We start from the raw sequence: 23,121 nt of genomic DNA, 5'->3' as shown, positions 1-23,121 counted from the left end.
CTAGTTACCCTAAATTTAACAAGAAAAGATCACTTGCAATCCCATCACTTAAAAACTTTCCTTTTTTAGTAACAATTAATATATCCTCATCAAGAAACAAGAGATGTTCATCTAGATGTTTTTGAGCCTGTTTTAGTAGATATTCTTTATATGTAAGTCCAAAATCGTCTTCAACTTTTTTTAGCGAAACTCCCCAAATAGTTCTTAATCCTGTCATTACGTATTCATTGTATTTGTCAGTAGTGGTAAGTTCTTCAATTTCTTTTGGGAGTTTGTTTTCCTGTAGCGATTTGATATATTTTATATTGTTTTTAATATTCCAGCTACGTTCTTTGCCATTATATGAATGTGCAGAAGGACCAATTCCTAGATAATGTTTGCCTTGCCAATATGCAGTATTGTTTTTACTAAAATATCCAGGTTTTCCAAAATTAGAAAATTCATAATATTCAAAACCTTCTTTTTCCATGGTATCTACTAAAATATCGAAATGTTGTTGTGCTAGTTCATCTTTTACTGGAGCAATGACTCCTTTTTCGATAAATGAAGATAGTGCTGTATTTGGTTCTACAGTTAATGCATAGCTTGATATGTGAGGAATATTAGTATCTAAGGCTATTTTTAAGTTTTCTTGCCATCGCTCTGAAGACATTCCTGGAATACCATAAATCAGATCAATTGAGATATTATCGAAATATTTACTTGCTATCGATAAACAAGTCTTAGCTTCATTGTAATTATGAGCTCGGTTCATAAGTTTTAAATCTTCATCAAAAAATGATTGAATACCAATACTAAGACGATTGATCTCTGTAGAAGCTAATGATTTTATGTATGTTTCGGTAAGGTCATCAGGATTTGCTTCTATGGTAATTTCTACATCATCAGAAACAAGGTAATTCTCGTAAATTGTATCAATAATAAATTTTAATGCTGAAACAGATAATATACTTGGAGTTCCACCTCCAAAATATATTGTTTCTATAACTTCGTGATCATCAATTTCTGATCTTCGTAATTTAATTTCATTACATAACGCAAAAACCATTTGATCTCTCTTTTTACCAGAGGTAGAGAAATGGAAATCACAATAGTGACATGCTTGTTTGCAAAATGGAATATGTATGTAAATACCGCTGATGACTTTAAGTTTTTAGAGTTATAATTGAGTGAGTTAAATCGGATATTATTTTTTTTGAATTATTATTATTATTTCTTCACTCGTTTTTCGTTTTGTTTTACAAATGCTGCCCAACCAGTATAGCTTTTACCTACAATATCGGCTCTGCCCATATTATAAAAATGACAAACAGCGGCTGCTAATCCATCTGTAGAATCTAGGTTTTTAGGAAGCGTTTTGATCTTTAAAAGACTTTGAAGCATTTTGGCGACTTGTTCTTTACTAGCATTACCATTACCTGTAATTGCCATTTTTATTTTTTTTGGAGAGTATTCTGTGATAGGCACTTCTCTACTTAATCCAGCCGCCATAGCAACTCCTTGTGCACGACCTAATTTAAGCATAGATTGTACGTTTTTACCAAAGAATGGAGCTTCAATAGCTATTTCATCTGGGTGATATGTTTCTATGAGTTCTATTGTACGTTCAAAGATAAGTTTTAACTTCACGTAGTGATCATCGTATTTGCTAAGTTGTAACTCATTAAGCTGTAAGAAAGACATCTTTTTTTTAACAACTTTAATCAAGCCAAATCCCATGATGGTAGTTCCAGGATCAATACCCAATATTATTTTTTCACTTTCCAATAGCTTTCAATTTATACAAAACTAAGGAATGTAAGTTTAATTAATACTAATTACTAATGGAAGTTTATATCTTGTATTTACAGGAGTACTTCTAGTATGAGCAGGTTCTACATCAGGAAGATTATCAATACTTTCTTCTAAAATGTCTTTAAAATCTGGAATCTGAGATGTTATAAAATCTGGAACTGAAAAGTCTTCAAGAATTATATCCCCATTTTTGGTAATTAACAAAGGAACCCAGATGGTATCATTAATAGGTTCTTTTACTTTAATTGTTTGATCTTGGAGATAGTTTCCTATTTGTTCATTTATGATGGTATGGAAACAACGCTCTATTTCTTCTCCAGAAACGTGTTTACAAGCATCAAATAGAGGAGGTTCATCGACTTGGTTTTTGTCGATTTCATTCCATTTATCCTTTAAAACTTGTTCTTGATTCTCTTTTTTGAGCACTAAATTGTCACAAGAAAATAATGTAAAAATTAAAACAGATATATAATAAAATCGCTTAATCATTGATTAATTTTAATAGCTATAAAAGAACTTAAGTGTTTCTAAGCGCATAAAATTAAAGTTTTTTTTCAGAAGGTTAATATCAATGTGATAAGAATACTCTTTTTACTTTTGTAAATAAATTTATTTTTTTTCAATATTTTTTTTAGTTTTCTCGATTTCTTGTTCGAGTTGTCTAATCCTTTTATTGACAGTTTGTTTAAGAAAGTTTATGAATGTATTGTCTTCGTTACTTGCTTCTAGTTTTTTTAAACAATCAGTATAATACTTTAGCTTTACTTTAGGATCCTTATAATAGGCATCGGCAAAAGTTGCCAGTTGGTATTGTGCATTGTGATAATTTGGATTTTCTTTAATTGCCAATTTCATATGTTTAATGGCATTTTCCCATTCTTCTCTATGCCTATAGGTCATGGCAATATTATATAGATCTTCATCTATAGGAACATCTTTAAGTTCTAATGCCATTTTAAAGCTAGTTAGTGCTTCATCATACTTTTTGATAGAAGTATAGGCTTGAGCTAATCGAGTATACCTTAAAGGGACTTGATTATTAAATGTTAAGGCCTGTAGATATTGTTCAATAGCTTTTTTGTATTCATAATCCTTATGATAACATAAGGCTAGGGAAGCGTGAACAAATTCATTATTATGATTTAATTCGATAAGTTTTTCGAAATATGGTATAGCTTCTGAGTAGTATTTTCTTAAAAGATAGTTTTGTGCAATTACATTAATTAACTCTGGGTTTTCTTGATAAGATGCTAGTCCTTTATTGGCAATATCTTCTACTTTGATGTATTTTCGTTTTTTAAGATAATGTTTTGCAACTTCAAAACAACTTTTCTGATGCGTACTATCTAGTCTAAAGGCTTCTTCAAAATATGTTATTGCAGTAGTATCTTTCAATTTTTTCTTGGCGAGTCCTAAACGATATTGGAAATTTGGATTATCATTATGTTTAGCAACCAAGTCTGAGTATACACTATCTGCTTTTTTAAATTGATTAGTAGACATCAGTAATTTAGCATATTCTAATTTTGCAGGAAGTAATTCTGTGTTCATTAGAATTACTTTTTCATAATAATTTAAGGCATCCTTATAAGTACCTTTTGCTTTATGAGCTTTAGCTATTTTTAGAAGTATATAGTCATCCTTCGGAACGATTGTTTTATAGCTTTTTATTGCTTCAGAAAAGTTGCCAATTGTATAAAGACTGTCTGCAATTTTTAGCTGAGCATCTTGGGCCTCAACTTTTATAGAAGTTAAGGAGACTAGGATACAAAAAAGATACTTTAGGTTTTTAAGAATCGCTATTATCATCTTTATTGATTTCCTTAAGTATAGTTTCGAGGTCGTTCATATTCATATCATTTTTCTTTACAAAAAAGGATACCATGTTTCTAAAAGAACCATTAAAATAATTGTTCATTAATTTATTCAATGATTGATTGCTGTATTCCTCTTTTTTTACCAAAGGAAAATAAACATACCCTTTTCCTTCTTTACGGTGAGATACGAACTCTTTATTCTCCAGAATTCTAATGATCGTAGAGATGGTGTTATATGCCGGTTTAGGTGTAGGCATTTGTTCGATAATAGCAGCGACATTTCCTTCATTAAGTTGCCATAAAAGCTGCATTACTTCTTCTTCTGCTTTGGTGAGTTGTTTCATTTGTTTGACTCTATGTATTTATTTTTTACGTTTAGTTTATTATTGGATTTTTAATATATATAAATCTCCTGTGTATTGTCCATTCATATCGGACTCTAACATTGTTTTGGCTTCATCTAAAGTGTCATATCTTTCTAGATATACGTATATGTATGAATCTTTTGGGTTTCTGAAGTGCTTAGGTGTAATCCCTTGTTTTTTTAACTCTGCGACGCGTTTTTCAAAATAACTTTGACGTTTAAAAATATTAGCTACCATATAATATCCATTTTTGATAGTATGATTTTCATCGTCTGATAATGTTTCGGTTAGAACTTTTTCTTCTGTAATTATATTCTGTTTTTTAGTTTTTTTTTCTGGTTCTTGGTCCGAGTTACCTTGTATCTGAAAAACAATAGGCAATGAATATAAAACATTCACCTTTTCTCCATTAGACTCTCCAGGAATCATCTTAGGCAATGAGGCAATAACTCTGTTAGCTTCTTCTTCTAATTCGATAGCTGGTCCACGAGATTCAACTTCTGTAATATTTCCTAAAGTATCTATTTTAAACCGAACATAGATTCGATTTACTCCAGTTAAACCAATGGATTTAGCAATGTCTACATTGAAATTTCTATTTACGAATTGTTTAATTTCTTCAGAGACACATTTTTTTATTTCCTCATTATTTGTAAGTCCTTTACAATTCTGTGTTTTTGGTACCTTTTCTACTGCTGCATAAGGAATGTTTTGTTCTCTTAAAATTAAGATATGTCTTACATCTACTCCGTCTTTTTTAATTTTATCTACAGTTAGTAAATGCCATCCAAAAGATGTTCTAAAGGGATCAGAAATTTCACCTTCTTTTAGACTAAAAGCGACAGCTTTAAACTTTTCATGAAAAGGAGTATCTTTTTGTACAAAATATAATCCTCCATTTCCTTTGGATCCAGGATCTTCTGAATATAACACAGCTCTACTGGCAAAGCTTTTACCATTTTTTATAATATCATTTTTAATTTCTAAAAGTCGATCAACGATTTTTTGATCCACCCTGGATAAAGAATCTAAATTGGTTGTTTTTATTGGTTTTTGAATTTGTTCCTCTTCTTTTTCTTCTGTTGGTTCAATTTCTAAGATATCTGAAACTTCTTTTTCATTGTTAGCTGTATCAGTTTCAGTAGGGATTTGAGTCTCCTTCTCGGTAATTTCAGCATTGACTGTTTCATCAGAAAACGTATTAGTCAATTCTTTAATTTCGTCCGTTATTTTTTCGGATGAAATATTTGCAATAGCAACAGCTTTTTGAGAAAAAGCGGTAAATGTAAGCATAACTACTAATAACGGTACAATAGCTAAGTATTTTAATTTAGCATTGGATTTTGATTTCGTTTTTTGAAGCATGATGATTCTTTTTTTAAGTAATTTATGATTGAAGAAATTATTAGTAAACTTTACATTTTTAGTCTGGAAATTAGAGTTAAGTAATTGTTCATAATATGCTCTTTTTCCTAATTGTCTAATAGCGGATGCATCAGAGATATATTCGTGTAAAGTGATGATTCTAGAGTGATATATGTAAATCAAAGGATTAAACCAGAAAAGGATTTTGATTATTTCGAACCAAATGAGATCTAATGTGTGCTTTTGTTTTAAATGCACGATCTCATGAATTAGAATTTTGTTTTTTTCTGTTTCCGATAATTCATTTCCAATGTATATAGTGTTCCAAAAAGTAAAGGCATCTTTACTATCAGGTAATATTCTAACAGGGAATTTACTGATCATCCCTTTAGAAGATTTTTGTTTTAAAGAACGAATGATTAGTATTTTTCTAATAAATAAGAACACGGCTACAGAAACTCCGATTATATAAAGAACTAACCACCAGTTTATATTTAGAGATGCTGAAGAAACAGTATTTGCAACTTCAATAGTATTATTCGAAACTCTTTCCCCGATAAAAACAGTGGGTAAATTAACTACATAATCGTCTGGGATAGTTTCTTGGATACTTTTAACCTTAATAAAAGGTAGAGTCAAAGAAAGTACAGAAGTAACTAAAAGATATACTCTATTTACAGTGAAAAAAGTATCTTTTTTGTGAAACATGTCGTACGCTAATAAAAATATTAACTGAAATAATATAGTTTGAATACAATATTGAAGCATATCTGTTAGTATTAATTATTTATAGTTTACTCTATTAATGTGTATGTTCATCTAACATATCTAATGAAATAGAATATGAAGGAACATTAAGACCTTGTGGTGATATAATTGTATTAAAATCAAGAATATCTTGGCCTTCTTCTTCTATTTTTTTGTTGGTAAACGAAAGCACACATTTTTCGTTTTTTTCTTCTTTTTTATAACCTTCTCCATACACAATTTTTAAGTGATACTTGCTTTCCGGAATGTTTCTAATGAAGTATTCTGCATTCTTAGGCAGGTGTATAGTCCTTACGCTTTTTAGCGTTTCTAAGTTAACAATATTGATAATTACTTCAGCATTTTTTCCATTGGTTACTTTTAGATAATTATCTAATTTATAGTCGTATCTAGTTTCATCAGAATTTGCACAATAAGGCTCAGCTTCTTTTTTGGATATATCATTTGTTTTGATCCCATTGTTGTAAGCTGCTGCTTTTTCAGAAATTTCGCCTTTTTTTTCCTCCTGATTAACATTTCCTTTGTTATCGGTATTGTTACTTTTAGAATCTTTAGGTAAGAAATCTAATGCTAAAGAATAAGAAGGTACATTTTTCCCTTTTTCATTTATGATAATATTATAATCGAGAACGTCTTCTCCAGTTTCGGAAATAAACTCTGTTGCAAAACTCCCCGAACAATAACCATCTTTTTCCTCTTCTTTATACTGATTTCCATAGACAGCATCAATTCGATATGTACCTTGAGGTATGTTTCTAACAAAATGAGTCTGAGACTTGTAAACTATAGCTGTTCTAATAATTTCATTTGTAGTTAAAGAGACAATTTTGGCAATTATATCAGCATTTTTTCCATTTGTAATTTTTAAGTAATTATCTAACGTATAATCATACTTAGAACCTTTGTTAAGACATGAAGGCTGATTACTAGTTGCTATTTTTTTATTAATATCAGTGCTCTCTCCTTCTACCATAGTAGCGTCTTCTGATTTAGATGTACCATCATCTTTACAAGAAGTGTAGGTAAGGATTCCCGTAATGACTGGTATTAATAGTAGGTATTTAAATTTGGCAATAGATTTTGATTGGGACTTTTGTAACATAAGTATTCGTTTTTTGATTAATGATTGATTGAAAAATTGATTGATAAAAGTTATTTTTTCTGTTTGAAAAGCAGAATTAAGTAACTGTTCTATATAATTTCTTTGATTTACTTTATGTATAGTAACGGAGTCAGCGATATATTCGTGAAGTAGTGTGATCCGAGCTTGATAAATATAAATTATTGGGTTCCACCATAATAATACTTTTAATATTTCTATACCGATTTGATCGATGGTATGTTTATGATTTACATGAACTAGTTCGTGAGAAATAATGTTTTTCTTTTCTTCTTCTGTTAAAGAATCTCCTAAAAAAATGGTGTTCCAAAATGAAAATGCGTGAGAGCTATTAGGGAGTATTACTATTCTTTTGTCAAAAGCTTTAGAAATATTAGAAACATTCCTTAGTATATGAAGTTTATGGAATTTTAATATAAGAACTACTATGCTGATCATTATTCCTATTAAGTATACTATTAATGACCAATTAACAGACTCAGAGGAAATATTATAAATATCATTGGTTTGGTTTCCATTTAGTAGGGTGCGTTCAGTAGAGGCTATAATTGTTCTTTCAATAGTAGAAACATAAGCTCCTGTGGAGCTAGAATTAAGAAAATCAATCTCTATAAACGGAAGTGCTAACGATAAAAATGGTACTATCAATAGATATAGACGATTCCAATTAAAGAAAGTATCTTTTTTATGTAATATGTCATATATCAGAAGAAATATTAGCTGAAATATTAGGATTTGGAGGAGGTAATAAAACATATTTTCTTTTTTAGTAAAACAGTTAAGGTATTAGTCAATCCAGAGTCTGAATATTCATATTCTAAAAGAATATATCAGACTCAAGTTGACAACCCCAATGTTGTTTTTTAGATAACTACATCTGTTCAACTAATAGTTTAGTTGAATAGCAAATATATGTATTTTTTTGTTTTAACTAAATTTTTAGTTAAAAAAAATGTGGAAATTTCACTACGGATTGTTATTCTTGGGTTTTATAGATGATTTCTATGGATATTTGATTTTATCCAATTGCGGTTTCAAAAACTAAATAATGCAATGTAAGGTATACTGCATTCTATTTATAGGTTGGTAATGGTGTTTTTTACTTCAAATTGTATTAGAATGGTATAGAATGCTTTAGAATCGACTACTGACATTGATAGATCCGATGCCGGAATTATATCTGGAAAAGACATCAATGTTCTGATAGCTTCTTTTTCTAGTTCTGGAGAAAACCCTTTAACTTGGATATTGTTTATTTGACCATCATTTGAGATATTAAACCTTGTGTAAATCCGATTGAGCCCAGGTTGTGCATAAGAAGAGACAGCTATAACGTCATAATTATTTTTAGCATATTGTTCTATATCTTTGCATACACAATGTTTTCTTACACGTTCAATAATCTTGTTTTTACATTTAACTGTTGTGGGATTATTTTGAGAATAAGCAAAAAATCCCATAAGTAAGGTCATTGTGGTAATAAGAATACATTTTTTCATTTCAGGGGGTAGAATAAGTTGATAAAAGTATTTTGTTTTCCTACAAATTTAGATCTTGTAAAGGGTTCAAATGTTAATACAACTTTAAGGATTCGATTAAAAAAGTAATAGTACAGTAACAATATACTTTTTTAGTAGTCTAATAAATTACTATGGATATAGCGTTAGTCATAATAGGGTTTATTTTATGTTTGGTAGGTATTATTGGTAGTTTTCTACCTGTGTTACCGGGACCTTTTACTTCTTGGATAGGTCTTTTGATATTGCATTTTACTAATGTTGTTCCTCAAAACTGGACTTTTCTAGGTGTTACACTAGCGATAGCGCTAGTAGTATGGATCCTTGATTATATAGTCCCCGCTTGGGGTACAAAACATTTTGGCGGTACCAAGTATGGTATGATAGGGAGTTCTGTAGGGCTTATCATAGGGTTGTTGTTTCTGGGGCCATTGGGGATTGTTATAGGGCCTTTTGCTGGAGCGTTTATTGGTGAACTTATAAAAGACAGTAATGATTCTGCTAAGGCTTTAAAAGCAGCTTTTGGTTCTTTTCTTGGTTTTCTTGCCGGTACTTTCGTAAAATTTATAGTATCCGTAGCTTTTGTGATTTTATATATCAATAAAGTTTGGGAGCATTGGGGGGAATTGTTTTAGTAATAAACAATAAAAAAGAGCGTCTCCACGCTCTTTTTCTTCACACAAATCATCTTAATTTAGGGGCTTATTCTAAAATTAAAACTCACTTTTATAAAAACTTTCATCTTGGGGGTAATGAAAGTACTAACTCATTTTCACTTTGTAAAGATAGTATAAAAAAGCTTATCACCAAATTATTTATGCATTTTATCTGTAAAAAAGTGTATTTTAACATATTTAAATCTGTTTTGTTTAATTTTAGTAAGATTAAGACTACAATTGTTAAATTTAACATTGATATAATTATACAAATATGTTTTTCTCTAGGAATATAGTAGTAGGGGGTTCTAAGTTTTAAAAGAGATTTTTAGAATTCTGTGGTTTTTGATTTTGTGAGTTTAAGAATCTTACATATAGTATTAAATTAAAAAAAGCCTCTCCGTTTTCAGGAAAAGCTTCTCATTGGTTTACTAAACCACCCACGCAAACGGCGTGGGACAACACAACTTCGTTAATTGCAAAAAAAAGCTTCAATGTTAGTTGAAGCTTTTGCAATTTGCGGTCTGGACGGGACTCGAACCCGCGACCCCCTGCGTGACAGGCAGGTATTCTAACCAACTGAACTACCAGACCATTGCCTTATTGCGGATGCAAATATACACCTCATTTTAAAACCCGCAAATGTTTTTTCAATTTTTTTTAGTTTATTTTTTACTGTTTTATACAAATTTCTGCCTTTCAACAAGATATGTTGTGAGAATTTTGTCAAAATCTTTTGTTATATCTGCTTCTACATATTTTATTTTGTATTGAGAACATTTTAATTTAAGTTCATAAAAATAGGAAGCAACTGCTTTTTGATAATTTTCTTTAATATTATCGGCATATAAATTTACGTGCTCACCAGTTTCCACATCTATAAATCGAGTGGGTCGATTATTAAAATCAAAGTTTAGTTCCTTAGTGCTATCGAAAGTATGGAATAATACTACTTCGTGTTTATTATATTTAAGATGTCTTAATGCTTCAAATAATTTTTCTGGACTTGAGGTAGCTTGAAACATATCCGTAAATAAAAAGATCAATGATCTGCGGTGAATTTTTTCTGCAATTTGATGCAAAAAGGTATAGGTGTCGGTATTTCTTGTATCTGGAGTCGAAGATACTATTTGACTTAATTTGCTCAAAAGCATTTGGTGATGCCTTTCACTACCTTTTTCTTGAGAATAATAGTCATAAGTGTTGCTGTAAATACTTAAACCAATAGCATCTCGTTGTTTTTTAAGAATGTTCATCAAGCAAGCAGTTGCCAACACCGAAAAACTAATTTTATTTAGTGAACCTAAATGATGCTCCTTTGTTTCGGGGTAATGCATAGAAGAAGAATTATCAATGATAATATGACACCTAAGATTGGTCTCTTCTTCATATCTTTTAGTAAATAATTTATCTGTTTTTGCATACAATTTCCAATCAATATGTTTCGTGCTTTCTCCATTATTGTATACTTTGTGTTCTGCAAATTCTGCAGAGAATCCATGAAAAGGACTTTTATGCATTCCAGAAATAAAACCTTCTACCACTTGTTTAGCTAAAAGTTCAAGATTAGTAAAGCCTCCAGTTTTGTTAATTTCATTTTGGATATTCATCCTTCGCTACGTATTAAGAGTATTCGTTTTAATAATTCAAACAATATACGGATACTAATTTATTTTCTATAAAAAAGGGTTGACAATCGGCCAACCCTTTTTTTATAGAAAATATACTTTTTTAGATTAAAGAATCTAAAGCTTCTGCATAAACATTCTTAGGAGAAACACCTACTTGGCGACCAACTACTTCTCCATTTTGAAAAACTAATACAGTAGGGATATTTCTTACTCCATATTTTGCCGCAAATTCTTGATTTGCATCTACATCTACTTTACCTACTACTGCTTTTCCATCATACTCTTCGCTGATTTGTTCGATGATAGGACCTACCATTCTACAAGGGCCACACCATGCTGCCCAAAAATCAACTAATACTGGTTTATCACTCTTAAGTACTACTTCATCAAAAGTAGCATCTGTTATTTCTAATGCCATAGTTATTTATTATTTAAATTTTTATTCATTTTTAATTTCACAAAATTAGTCAATAATTCTCCCAAAGCTTACAGTCATAATATTAGTTTTGACTATAGGGGTATTGAATTTGCTGATACCCAAATATACTATTAAATTGTTCTGACTTAGAATAATTGTTTTTATTATTTTATTTACTGGTTAATTATTCTTCAGGTTATAGATGCCTATAAGATGTGTTCTAACATCAACAGAAATTTCTTCATTTTTTGAAATCTGTATCTTCATAGTTTCACTTTTTACTAAAGGCATATGACATTGGATGCAGTTATTTCCCATTTTTTTAATTTCATTGTTATCACCAGAACAATTGATTGGTTTTGATAACGATGTATGGCAATCCATACATTTTTGGTTAAATGAAGAGATGTTTCCTCTTTCCTTTTTATGAGGGTTATGGCATGTAGTACAATCAAGAGAATTGCTATTTGTAAAACATTTACTAGCTTTTAGTAAACCGTATTGATTTCCATGTACATCAAGATCTTTTAAACTGGACTCGTCGTAATCAGGAAATGAAAACTTCTTTAATGTATCTCCAATTGCAAAAGAAAATACACGTTCTGTGGTTTCTGTTCTTAAGCCAGAATGACATAGCGCACATGCATCTAATCTTTGCTGTCGAGATAAAGAACTATATTTTATAATATGTTTAGCAATTTTATCCGTAGGGTTTTGTTTATGATATACTACGTGTTTCTTTACAGGGCCGTGACATCTTTGACAATCAATACCATAAACAAAGTTCTTTTTGTGAAATTGATTACTGTTTTTGTCTCCCGTAATATTTTGCGCGTATGTAGTGTGACATTCTAAACAACGTTCTAATACGGGTCTTGCTGGAGCTAGTTGATCTGGAGCTCCTGGGCTATTAATCCAACTATCCGTGGGAGTAAAATAAGATGCCTGTAGTTGCAATAAATTATTGTTATTCCACATTAAATATGATTGTCCTTTAGTTCCGGAACCTACTACAATATCCATTTTGGCAGAGTAAAAGGGAGTGTTTTGATTATTAAATACGGGTTCTTGGTAAAACCCAGAATCTTTTTTAATAAAGTTAAAAGTAACTTTGTTGTTTAATTTTAATGTGTTTTTATTTTTGTCAAAACTACCTTTTATGGTGTTTTTATTTGCAATTTGCAAGGAGTTAAAATGTGCTGTTTTATAATGGTCCTCCACTATTTGAGCATGGCATTCTACACAAGTTGCAGAATCTATAAAATCCATTCCATTTATGTGAGTGGCAATTGGAGTAATCGCTATATATTCGTTTGTGTTATTTGATGTTTTTGTAGATAAAGAGAAATAGCTAATAGTGCCAACTAGAATAATAATAACACTACTTATGTATAAAATACGCTTTTTCATAAAATTTTTAGAATATCATACAAGATAGGGTAATTTAGTGTTTAATAAATTTATAAGGTGTTCAAGAATTGATATAGATCCGTTTCTTTATCTAAATTCAGTTTCTTTTTTAAACGATATTTTGATTTTAATACGCTATCTGGTAAAACATTCAGCATGGTAGCAATTTCTTTGGTAGTAAGATTCATTCTTAAAAAAGACGCCAATCGTATTTCTTTTTCGGAGATTTCCGAGTAGATTGATTTGAGTTTATTATCAAAGTTGTTATGTACATCTGCGAAATAAGATTTAAACACTTCCCAATCTTTGTCTTCAGCGCTTTCTTTTTTTAATAATAATACCAAACGTCTGAATTCTACTTTAAAAAGTTCTGGTGAATTTTTAATACGTTCGAGGTTTTCTTTTAATTCCTGAATAAAGCTGTTTTTTTGTACTAAGTGTAGTGTTTGCGAAGTAAGTTCTTTCTTTTTGAACTCGATTTCTTGTTTGTATATTTCTTCTTGTTTTTCACGCTCTATTTTGTTCTTTTTTATTCGTTGTTTGAATCCGAAGAATAGTAATCCAGAGACAGCTATAAACGAGATCATACCTCCAGCATATAATGTTTTACGAAGATTGCTGATTTCTACCTGTTGGTTTAGGTTTTTTATTTCTTCTTTTTGCAAAGCAATCGCAGTTTCTTTTTTTTCGGTTTCATATATAATCTTGAGTTCCTCTATCTGCTGTGACTTTTTAGTATTGAATATGGTATCACTTATTGTTTTTAAATTTTTAAAATCACTTAATGAATTTTTAAAATCCCCAAGCTTTTCATAGGATTCTGATCTATTAAAATAGCCTATTTGTAGGTTTCCTTTTACACCGATTTCTGTAGCTAGTTTTATAGATTTATTTAAAAAAGCCTTTGCTTTAATCGGATTATTTATAGAATTATATGTTTTACCCAGATCATTTAATACTTCAATAATTTTATTTTTGTTATCTGTTTTTTGTAATATGGATAAACTTTGATCAAGATAGGTAATTGCTTTTTTGTATTGTTTTATTCCCGTATGAGCTTTTCCAAGATTATTCAAAATTGTAGCTTCTAAGGTAGTTACCCCCATTTCCCTAGAAATAGGTAAACCTTTGTTTAGGTATTTAATTGCATTTTCATAATCTTTTAGATAAAAATATGAGTTGCCAATATCATTTAATGCTTGAGATTCGTATAATCTGTCGTTTTTTTCTTTGTAAATAGTAAGTGCTTGCTTATTATATTCTATGGATTTATCATAGTTTTTTAAGTAAGCCTCTATACTGGCTAAATGATTTAAAGCATCAGCTTTTCTAATTTCATCATTAATTTGCTCAAATATTCGTAAACCTTTTAAGGTTTCTCTTAGTGCTATATTATAATTTCCTTGATATAAATTTATTGAGCCTATAAAATCGTAAGACATACCTAGTCCCGAAGAGTCGTTTAATTTGGTTGTATAAATTTTAATGTTTTCATTCAAAAGTTCAATTGCCTTTTGATAGTTTCCAGAAGAGTATTCTAAAATTGCAATTCCATGATTTACACCGGTTATACCATCAAAATTTTGATTCTGATCATATATTTTGAGAGATTTTAAGTAAAATGTTTTTGAAGAGTCAACCTTATCGGTATTACTATAATATACAGCTAAATTGTTAAGAGCTTTAGCTATTCCTTTAGAGAAATCAATTTTTTTTGAAAGCTCCAATTGTTCTAGTGCATATTTTTTTGCTTTTTCCTGATTATTATAGAGGAAGTGGTTAAATAATAAATTAATTGTAATTGCTTTGACTGAATCATCCTTATGCGAGTGATATGCGTTTAGCAAACTATCTAATTTTTTATCATTTTGACTGTATATATTTTGAAGACTAAAAAGAAATATGAATAGAATGAAAGTAGAGAACTTCATGAAAATGATTATTTAGTTTCCATCTAAGTTAGGAAATAAATACTCTAGTTATATGAGCTTGTCCATTGGTAGCATCATTTTTTTTAGAGTAAAACGGCCACCAAGAAAGATTTTCTCCTTCTCAATAAATTACAGAAACCCTTGAAAACACTGAAAAATTTCATAAAGAGGACTCGAAGTTAAGCAAAGCTAAAAAAGTTATGTAACTCATTGATTTTTAATGCATGTCCATACTTTGTCCATACCAAAAATTAGGCTTCAGCTGCGTTTTCAGATAGTTTTGACTCGTTGAATCATTAAAACATAAATCATGAAAACTTCAATTTTAAAAATGCCCCAAGCGTTTATATTAATTAGCTTAATATGTTCTTGTATTGCGTGCAGTTCTTGTAGTAAGGATGAAGATCCTATTCTAGGAGAACCAACTAATCCCGAAGCGAATACTATTAATGATTTTATAAATAATCTTGATTATGATGCTAATCAGTTATTGGGTGTTGAAGAAACTGGTGGAGAAGCATTATTGAAAACGCCAGGTGAAACAACTACTGATGTAACCACTTTAGAAGGCGAAAAAACAACCTGTGTTCGTGTAGATTATAATCTTAAAGCGAATTTTGAGGATGTGGCAATTCTACGACCAACTAGAGGAATCATTTGGCCAGGAGCATTAGTGGTTGGAAATGAATCTATGAGAGATGGTTTGCCAGAAGCATTTACCTTAGGTAGGGCACCAATGACAATCCGTTTAGATCTGCCAGGTATTGGTGAAGCAGGAAATATTAGAATAGAAGATCCAATAAACTCTAATGTACAAGCTAAAATTGATGAAGCATTGGAATATTGGAATGCCAATGCCTATGATGAAGGATACACAAACCCATCTAATTCTTCTTATGCTGCAAGTACATCGTATAGCTCTAAACAAATGAGCTTAGAAGTAGGTATGAATACAGAATGGGCGACTGGGGATGTATCTGCGCAATTTAATTATGAAACCACTTCGACCAGAAGAGTAGCTATCATGGTATTTAAGCAAGTTTTTTATACAATAACGATGGATACACCAAGTAATCCGGCAGCTGTATTTGGAGCGGATGTATCATTAGCACAAGTTGAGAATGCATTTAATTCTGGTACACCACCAGCATATGTACATTCGGTAAATTACGGTAGGATTATTATGTTTAGAATGGAGACTACGGCAGAAGCAACAGAGGCTCAATTAACAGGTGCTTTTAACTATGCTAGTGGTGTAACCAGTGCTTCTGGAACTGTAGAAGCAAAGTATAAAGAAATCTTGAATGAATCTAATATTACTACTGTTACTATAGGAGGAAATGCAGCAGTAGCTTCTCAAGCGGTGTCTGCACAAAATTTTGGAGACCTGCAAACCATCATAAAAGGTGAAAATGCAACATACAGTAGAAATAATCCAGGAGTACCTATTGCATATACCATACGATTCTTAAAAGATAATAGTTTAGCAAAAATGGGATATTCAACAAATTATGTAGCTTTAAATTGTACTAAGGTAGGTGTTACACACAATCAAATAATATTTACAAATAATTTGGCAGATAATTTTAGGGTTGGGATAGAGTATAAGAACAATCTTACTAACGATGTCTCTTATGATAAAATTGATTGGAAATTTAATACAACCGACGGAGCTAAAACAGCAATTACTCCGCCAAATGGAGCCTATGATATATTTTACCATGTAGAAAGAGATAGGTTTGGAGATAGTGGTTATGAGAGCAAATTAGTCGATAATATTGGTGGTCATGTCCATGATCATGAAGATTGCTTTGAATCTTATAGAGATGGTCTTGAAGCAAAAGTAAGAACCTGTCAATAAAAAATAGTATTATCTCTTTGCAAAGTCGGTGTCTAAAGTTGTGATTCAGCAACTTGATGCCGGCTTTTTTTGCAAAAAAAAGCTCAGCACCTATAGGTTACTGAGCTTTTTCAAAAGGTTTATAAAAGTTACTACTAATTATTTGTAGGTATTCCTATTTGAGTACCAATAACACTAGCATCAGGTTGTGTAATAACAGGACAGTTGATAATGGCTCCTGTAGCCGTTAATAGATCTGATAACGAATTTGCCAATGGGCTAGGATTTGCATTTCCTCTAAAAGGAATTAGAACTCCTTCTTCGAGAAGTTGATTTACTTGGTCAAAACTTCTTAAGATTGGACGATCTGATTCTGGAATTGTAAACTCAGTTACATGTGCATCCCACATAGGAGCATATCTTGTGTCTCTAGGATCTATTGGAAATGTATTTGTGGGATCTTGTACTTGTTGATCACTTAAAGAAGCCGTATTTAAGCCTTGTACCCCAAAACCATCAGTATCAGTTGTTCTACCATTTGCTGTAGGACTAAATGGCAACATGGACCCTCCTGGGAATAGACCAAATGTTGGTAAATTAGCTAACCTTGGAGCAAAAACTCCTAATTCTATAGCTGCAGGTCCTGGATCTGACGTGTCAGTAACAATATGAAAATAGTATGGTTTACCGGCTTGCCATCCATCTAAAAGTTGCATTACAACTGATGCCTGATCAATAGCTAAATTAGGATTGTTTAAGTCGTCTTGATCTTCGATACTATTTCCGTTTGGATTTGGAATTCTATCATGGATACCAGTACTGTTAGCTACTAATTGTGCGTTAATAACTACACCACTTGGTAATACTACATAAGAAGACCATTTAGAATCTGCAATAGCACCAGGGTTAGCTTCTGCAGGAGGGAAACCGAATAACAATCCATCAGGCGCTCCAGCTACTAATGATCTTTTTGGAGAAAAATCTACAGATCCTTCAAAAACTAATCTTCCGTTACGATTAAAATATGCTTTTTGCTCTCCTCCAGACCCTACTGATGCGGCCATTCTAGGAGAAAAAATAACACCTAGTTTTTTGGCCATAAATTTGTCAGAAGCTTCTGTAATTACATAATACCCTTTTCTAAGGTTTCCATCAGGCAATGTTTCCCAACCTTGAAACATTGGAAATCTAGCTGTAGGTCCAGCAGGAACAACTGATCTGTCAATTCTATAATCAATTCCTAAAACACTAGGTAAAAAAACATTTTGTGATTCTGTAAATCTAAGTGCGGGGTTAAATACATTAAATGGGGTTCCTCCATCTTTACGAATGGTAGTTAAAAGAATTTTAGCTTCTTTTAGCGCTCTTAAAGATTGAAATAGTCCTTTAGATTGAGCTTCTTTTTCTAAAGCGTCTTCAGCTGTTTCACTCGTTGTTAATTGTTCTTCAGTAACCACAGTGTCGTCTGTGCTACAGGCCATAAATAATGAGATAGTGAAAATACTTAAAAGTATGGTTTTAAAATTTTTCATTTTTTGTGTTTTTAATAGTTATATTCTGAAAAAAATAAATAGAAAAACAATTGGCCAATCGTTTTATATAAGGGTCTTAAGATCTTACCTAGTTTGAGACGACATCGATGTTTTGTACTTACAGGAGGTAATGTTAAAATGAGAAAAATAATGCTTCCGAAACCAAAATAAATTTATGTAAACAACTGATTGTTAGCACTTTGTTTTTAATTTCAGCAAGGATAATTATTTTTTAAAATTAAGTTTTTAACAAATAATTATTATATTTTTTCACTTTTTAAGAGTGTGTGAAAATTTTGTAAGTGTTAGGTAACTAACATGTGGTATTGCTATTTTTGTTTTTTTTATAGGAAGGTTTTTTAGATTTTCTGTTTTATAAAGAATCTAAAAATCTCTAGTTATAAAAAAAGGAATTACTATAAATTTTAATTCAATTTATAGTATACAGAATCGTTTTCTAAAGCGGTTAGTAATTCTGGAGAAATATTAACTTTTTGTTTTCTACTTGGCATATGTAATTTTAGTTTTTCCGCCATTTCGAAGATTACAAAATTCAACGTATGATTCCCAGAATGCTCGGTTAATAGTTCTTTTAAACCATCAATACGCTTATCAGAAAGGTCATTAATATCTAATTGTATTGTTAGTTTTCTGGCATACGTTTCCATAACATCGTGTAATAACTGAAAGCTATTAAATTGTATTCTTGGATCTCCTTTTTTACCAGTATCTCGATTTACCCAGCCTTCTTTAATAAAAGCTTTCGCATAAACAAAAGTACTTTGTACTAGAAATGGTCTGTGTTTCAGGTAGTCTTCACCAAAAATTCTAAATTCATGGGCGGTATTATAATCTTCGATAGTAAAGGTTGCCCAACCTTTTCCGTTTTTAGAAGTTCGATGCTCTACACCAGTAATTACACCTCCAAATGAGATTTCTCGGTTCAAGTTATTTTCTAAATCCGCAAAATTTAATAGCGTTCCATTGCAGAAATATTTCATTTCGTATTTAAAATCATCTAATGGATGACCAGATAAATAGATTCCTACTACTTCTTTTTCTCTGGCAAGTTTTTCCATGGTTCCCCATTCTTCGCAAGGGGGAACTACAGGTTCAGGTATTTGTACATCACTAGCTTCTCCGAATAAGCTTACTTGAGAAGAGTTTTCATTTTCTTGATACTTAGATCCATATTTCATAGCTTTCTCAAGAAACGTAACGCTATCTCCATCTTGATGAAAATATTGACCTCTATGTGTTTCTAAGAATGAGTCGAAACCTCCTGCAAGCGCTAGACTTTCAAATGCTTTTTTATTGGCAGCACGCAAGTCAATTCGTTTTGCCATGTCAAAAATAGATTTGTATGGACCATCCTCTTTTCTGTTTTCTACAATAGTAGCTACAGCTCCTGTTCCTACACCTTTTATTGCTCCCATACCAAATCGAACAGCACCATCTTTGTTTACGGAGAACTTTCTGTAAGATTCGTTAACATCTGGTCCCAATACATCTAATTTCATGCGTTTACATTCTTCCATGAAAAAAGTAACTTGCTTAATATCGTTCATGTTATTAGAAAGTACAGCAGCCATGTACTCCGCAGGATAATGTGCTTTTAGGTAGGCTGTTTGGTAGGCAATCCAAGCGTAGCAGGTAGAGTGGGATTTATTAAATGCATAGGCAGCAAAAGCTTCCCAATCTTTCCATATTTTTTCTAATTTGTCTTCGGCGTGACCCTTTGCAGCGGCTTGTTCAATGAATTTTGGTTTCATTTTATCCAAAACAGCCTTTTGCTTTTTACCCATCGCTTTACGAAGTACATCGGCTTCACCTTTAGTGAAATCCGCAAGTTTTTGGGATAGAAGCATTACTTGCTCTTGGTATACTGTGATTCCGTATGTTTCTTTTAGGTATTCTTCGCAGGCTTCTAGGTCATATATAATTTCTTCGGTACCGTGTTTTCTATTAATAAAACTAGGGATATATTCTAAAGGACCTGGACGATACAACGCATTCATTGCGATAAGATCAGCAAAAACAGTAGGTTTAAGTTCCTTCATGTATTTTTGCATTCCCGGAGATTCATATTGGAATACTCCAACTGTTTCTCCTCGTTGGAACAAAGCATAAGTTTCTTCATCATCTAGTGGGAAATTCTCTGGGTCGAGATCTACATCATGTTTTGCTTTTACAATTTTAACCGTATCTTTTATTAGAGTTAGTGTCTTTAACCCTAGGAAATCCATTTTTAGTAATCCAGCATCCTCTACAACAGAATTGTCAAACTGTGTACAGTACATGTCGGAATCCTTTGCTAAAGCAACCGGAACAAACTTTGTAATATCATCGGGTGTAATAATGACTCCACAAGCATGGATTCCTGTATTTCGTACTGAACCCTCGAGTATTCTTGCTTGATTTAAGGTTTCAGCTTCTAAGTCATTCCCTTCAGCAATTTTAAGAAGTTCGTGTACTTTTTCTAGCTCATCACTTCTAAACTTCTTTTTTAATGTAGCTTCATCTACTCCAAATATTTTACCTAGTTTGGACATGTTAGGAATCAATTTGGCAATACGATCTGAGTCTCCAAGAGGTAGATCAAGTACACGAGCAGTATCCCTTATAGAAGATTTTGCTGCCATAGTACCATATGTAATAATTTGCGCTACTTGATTGGCGCCATATTTTTCAATCACATAGTCCATTACTCGTCCACGTCCTTCATCATCGAAATCAATATCAATATCGGGCATACTTACACGATCCGGATTTAAGAATCTCTCAAAAAGTAAATCATACTTAATTGGGTCTAGATTAGTAATCCATAAACAATAGGCAACGGCAGATCCTGCTGCAGACCCTCTTCCTGGCCCAACAGAGACTCCCATATCTCTTGCGGCGCGTATAAAATCTTCTACAATTAGGAAATACCCTGGGTATCCTGTTTTTTCAATTACCTTTAATTCAAAATCTAGTCTTTCGTCTATAGAAGGAGTGATTTCTCCATATCGTATTTTTGCACCTTCATAAGTGATATGTCGTAGATAGGCGTTTTCTCCTCTTTTACCTCCGTCTGCCAGATCTTCTTCGAATTGAAATTTTTCAGGAATATTAAATGCTGGTAAAAGTACATCTCTTGCTAGTACAAAAGGCTCTATTTTGTCAATAACCTCTTGTATGTTAATAATAGCTTCAGGAAGATCTTTGAATAAATTTTTCATCTCCTCAGAAGATTTAAAATAATATTCTTGGTTTGGTAGACCGTAGCGATATCCTCTTCCTCTACCAATTGGCGTAGCCTGTTTTTCTCCATCCTTTACACATAAAAGAATATCGTGGGCATTGGCATCTTCTTTTTCACAATAATAAGTATTGTTAGAGGCAATGGTTTTGATATTGTGTTTTTTGGAGAAATCTATCAGAACTTGGTTTACACGATTTTCATCCTCTTGATTATGGCGCATAACCTCTATATACAAGTCATCTCCAAACTCTTCTTTCCACCACAATAAAGCTTCCTCTGCTTGTTTTTCGCCAATGTTTAATACTTTACTCGGAACTTCTCCATAGAGGTTTCCTGTGAGTACAATGATATCCTCTTTATATTGTTTAATGACTTCTTTATCAATTCTTGGTAAATAGTAGAATCCATCTACAAAACCTATAGAAGACATTTTTGCTAAATTGTGATATCCATTTTTGTTTTTGGCAAGTAAAACTATTTGATAACCGTTATCTTTTCTCGTTTTATCTTTATGATTTTCACAAACAAAGAATTCAACACCCACGATTGGTTTTATTTCTACACCTGTAGGTTCTTCGCCGTTTTCTATAGCTTCTGCATTTGCTGATTTTACACTTTTATTGTGATTTGTAACAGCAGAAACGAAATGAAAAGCTCCCATCATATTAGCATGATCTGTCATCGCTACTGCTGTCATTTTATGTTTGGCAGTTTCTTTTACTAAATCAGGAATACTAGTGGTTGATTGTAAAACGGAAAATTGAGTATGATTATGTAGGTGTGCGAAGTTTACAGAATCCAGGGCGGCAATATTATCCTTAATTTCTTGTTGAGAAATATCAGAACCACCTTGTTGATTCAGTGCTTCCTGTATTTTTTGAGAAGCTTTCTTTAGATTTATGTGTTTAAGGCCTATTAATTGAATAGGCTCTTTATTAATTTCTTTAAAGTTTTGGAAATAATCAGGTTGTACATCAAGTTCTTCCTGAGTAAAAACTTGTTTACGTATTAGTTCCAGAAAACACCTAGTAGTGGCTTCTACATCGGCTGTTGCGTTATGGGCTTCTCCAAATGCAGTTCCAAATAAATACTGATGTAATTCTGTTAACGTTGGAAGTTTAAATTTTCCTCCACGTCCTCCGGGAATCTGACATAAGCTAGCAGTAGTTTCTGTACAGGTATCCAGAACGGGTAATTCTTGTAGTACATTATCAACACCAAGTCTGTAAAACTCAGCTCCCATAATATTAACATCAAAGCCAACATTCTGACCTACAACGAATTTAGTTTTTGATAAGGCGATATTAAATTTCTCTAAAACTTCTTCTAGAGTAATACCATCTTGTTCTGCTAGAGCAGTGGAAATCCCATGTATTTTTTCTGCGTCATAAGGAATGTTAAATCCTTCAGGTTTTACTAAATAATCTTGATGCTCGATACAGTTCCCCATTTCATCATGTAATTGCCAAGCAATCTGTATACACCTTGGCCAATTATCAGTGTCACTTATAGGAGCATCCCAGCGTTTAGGTAAACCTGTGGTTTCGGTATCAAAAATTAAATACATAAAAAGATCAGTTTCGAGAAAGTTCAAGCTTCCAAAGGAAGTGATTCACAAAAATAACCAAAATGATAGGTTACATTGGTTAAAAGTTATTCAGATTTATTAACTATTAATGTCTGAAGTATTCCTTGTGATATTATTAAAGATGA

General features: G+C 31.8%; 16 protein-coding genes and 1 tRNA gene. 2 read left to right on the top strand and 15 right to left on the bottom strand.

Going from position 1 to position 23,121, the window contains the following annotated elements:
* Positions 1-4: 4 nt before the first annotated feature.
* The 8 genes from hemW to J8L88_RS08685 all read right to left on the bottom strand — a co-directional run bounded on the left by hemW (position 5) and on the right by J8L88_RS08685 (position 8,728).
* Positions 5-1,141: a radical SAM family heme chaperone HemW gene (gene hemW / locus J8L88_RS08720; protein WP_211060553.1), complete on the bottom strand. Its 1,137-nt coding sequence runs from the start codon at positions 1,139-1,141 to the stop codon at positions 5-7.
* Positions 1,142-1,209: 68 nt separating this feature from the next.
* A complete protein-coding gene (gene ruvC / locus J8L88_RS08715) occupies positions 1,210-1,767 on the bottom strand; it encodes a crossover junction endodeoxyribonuclease RuvC (RefSeq protein WP_027392999.1) in 558 nt (185 codons plus the stop codon).
* A 36-nt stretch (positions 1,768-1,803) separates the two neighbouring features.
* Positions 1,804-2,283 (bottom strand): hypothetical protein, encoded by a 480-nt coding sequence (locus J8L88_RS08710; protein ID WP_118389031.1) that lies wholly within the window; start codon positions 2,281-2,283, stop codon positions 1,804-1,806.
* A gap of 120 nt (positions 2,284-2,403) precedes the next feature.
* The gene (locus J8L88_RS08705; protein ID WP_211060533.1) at positions 2,404-3,603 is read right to left on the bottom strand and encodes a tetratricopeptide repeat protein; all 1,200 of its coding nucleotides are present in this window, start codon (positions 3,601-3,603) and stop codon (positions 2,404-2,406) included.
* A complete protein-coding gene (locus J8L88_RS08700; protein WP_211060532.1) occupies positions 3,584-3,955 on the bottom strand; it encodes a BlaI/MecI/CopY family transcriptional regulator in 372 nt (123 codons plus the stop codon). The genes J8L88_RS08705 and J8L88_RS08700 overlap by 20 nt, the downstream gene beginning before the upstream one ends.
* Positions 3,956-3,994: 39 nt before the next feature.
* A complete protein-coding gene (locus J8L88_RS08695; RefSeq protein ID WP_211060531.1) occupies positions 3,995-6,049 on the bottom strand; it encodes a peptidylprolyl isomerase in 2,055 nt (684 codons plus the stop codon).
* A 94-nt stretch (positions 6,050-6,143) separates the two neighbouring features.
* Positions 6,144-7,985: a M56 family metallopeptidase gene (locus tag J8L88_RS08690; RefSeq protein WP_211060530.1), complete on the bottom strand. Its 1,842-nt coding sequence runs from the start codon at positions 7,983-7,985 to the stop codon at positions 6,144-6,146.
* A 320-nt stretch (positions 7,986-8,305) separates the two neighbouring features.
* Positions 8,306-8,728, bottom strand: a complete 423-nt coding sequence (locus J8L88_RS08685; RefSeq protein WP_211060529.1) for a hypothetical protein — start codon at positions 8,726-8,728, stop codon at positions 8,306-8,308.
* A 152-nt stretch (positions 8,729-8,880) separates the two neighbouring features.
* Between J8L88_RS08685 and J8L88_RS08680 the strand changes: the two genes are divergently transcribed.
* Positions 8,881-9,381, top strand: coding sequence for a DUF456 domain-containing protein (locus tag J8L88_RS08680; RefSeq protein WP_211060528.1), 501 nt, complete (start codon positions 8,881-8,883; stop codon positions 9,379-9,381).
* A 541-nt stretch (positions 9,382-9,922) separates the two neighbouring features.
* Here J8L88_RS08680 and J8L88_RS08675 read toward each other — a convergent pair.
* The 5 genes from J8L88_RS08675 to J8L88_RS08655 all read right to left on the bottom strand — a co-directional run bounded on the left by J8L88_RS08675 (position 9,923) and on the right by J8L88_RS08655 (position 14,792).
* Positions 9,923-9,996 (bottom strand) — tRNA-Asp (locus tag J8L88_RS08675).
* An 86-nt stretch (positions 9,997-10,082) separates the two neighbouring features.
* Complete coding sequence (locus tag J8L88_RS08670) at positions 10,083-11,012, bottom strand: DUF58 domain-containing protein (RefSeq protein ID WP_211060527.1); 930 nt, start codon at positions 11,010-11,012, stop codon at positions 10,083-10,085.
* Between the two features lie 121 nt (positions 11,013-11,133).
* Positions 11,134-11,451: a thioredoxin gene (trxA, locus tag J8L88_RS08665; protein WP_027394894.1), complete on the bottom strand. Its 318-nt coding sequence runs from the start codon at positions 11,449-11,451 to the stop codon at positions 11,134-11,136.
* Between the two features lie 180 nt (positions 11,452-11,631).
* Positions 11,632-12,861 carry a multiheme c-type cytochrome gene (locus J8L88_RS08660; RefSeq protein ID WP_211060526.1) on the bottom strand — a complete coding sequence of 410 codons (1,230 nt, stop codon included), beginning with the start codon at positions 12,859-12,861 and terminating at the stop codon, positions 11,632-11,634.
* A gap of 50 nt (positions 12,862-12,911) precedes the next feature.
* A complete protein-coding gene (locus J8L88_RS08655; RefSeq protein WP_211060525.1) occupies positions 12,912-14,792 on the bottom strand; it encodes a tetratricopeptide repeat protein in 1,881 nt (626 codons plus the stop codon).
* A gap of 310 nt (positions 14,793-15,102) precedes the next feature.
* Between J8L88_RS08655 and J8L88_RS08650 the strand changes: the two genes are divergently transcribed.
* Positions 15,103-16,653 (top strand): thiol-activated cytolysin family protein, encoded by a 1,551-nt coding sequence (locus J8L88_RS08650; RefSeq protein WP_211060524.1) that lies wholly within the window; start codon positions 15,103-15,105, stop codon positions 16,651-16,653.
* Between the two features lie 134 nt (positions 16,654-16,787).
* Here the strand turns inward: J8L88_RS08650 and J8L88_RS08645 are convergent, their stop codons facing one another.
* Positions 16,788-18,164, bottom strand: a complete 1,377-nt coding sequence (locus J8L88_RS08645) for a hypothetical protein (protein WP_247666442.1) — start codon at positions 18,162-18,164, stop codon at positions 16,788-16,790.
* 425 nt (positions 18,165-18,589) lie between these two features.
* Entirely contained in the window at positions 18,590-22,975 is a 4,386-nt protein-coding gene (dnaE, locus tag J8L88_RS08640; RefSeq protein ID WP_211060523.1) for a DNA polymerase III subunit alpha, read from the bottom strand.
* Positions 22,976-23,121: the final 146 nt, after the last annotated feature.

It is taken from the genome of Aquimarina sp. MMG015 (assembly GCF_018100855.1).
In the GTDB taxonomy this organism is placed as follows: domain Bacteria; phylum Bacteroidota; class Bacteroidia; order Flavobacteriales; family Flavobacteriaceae; genus Aquimarina; species Aquimarina latercula.
Note: the sequence above shows the minus strand (reverse complement) of the source record. Positions and strands in the feature narration are given on the sequence as shown.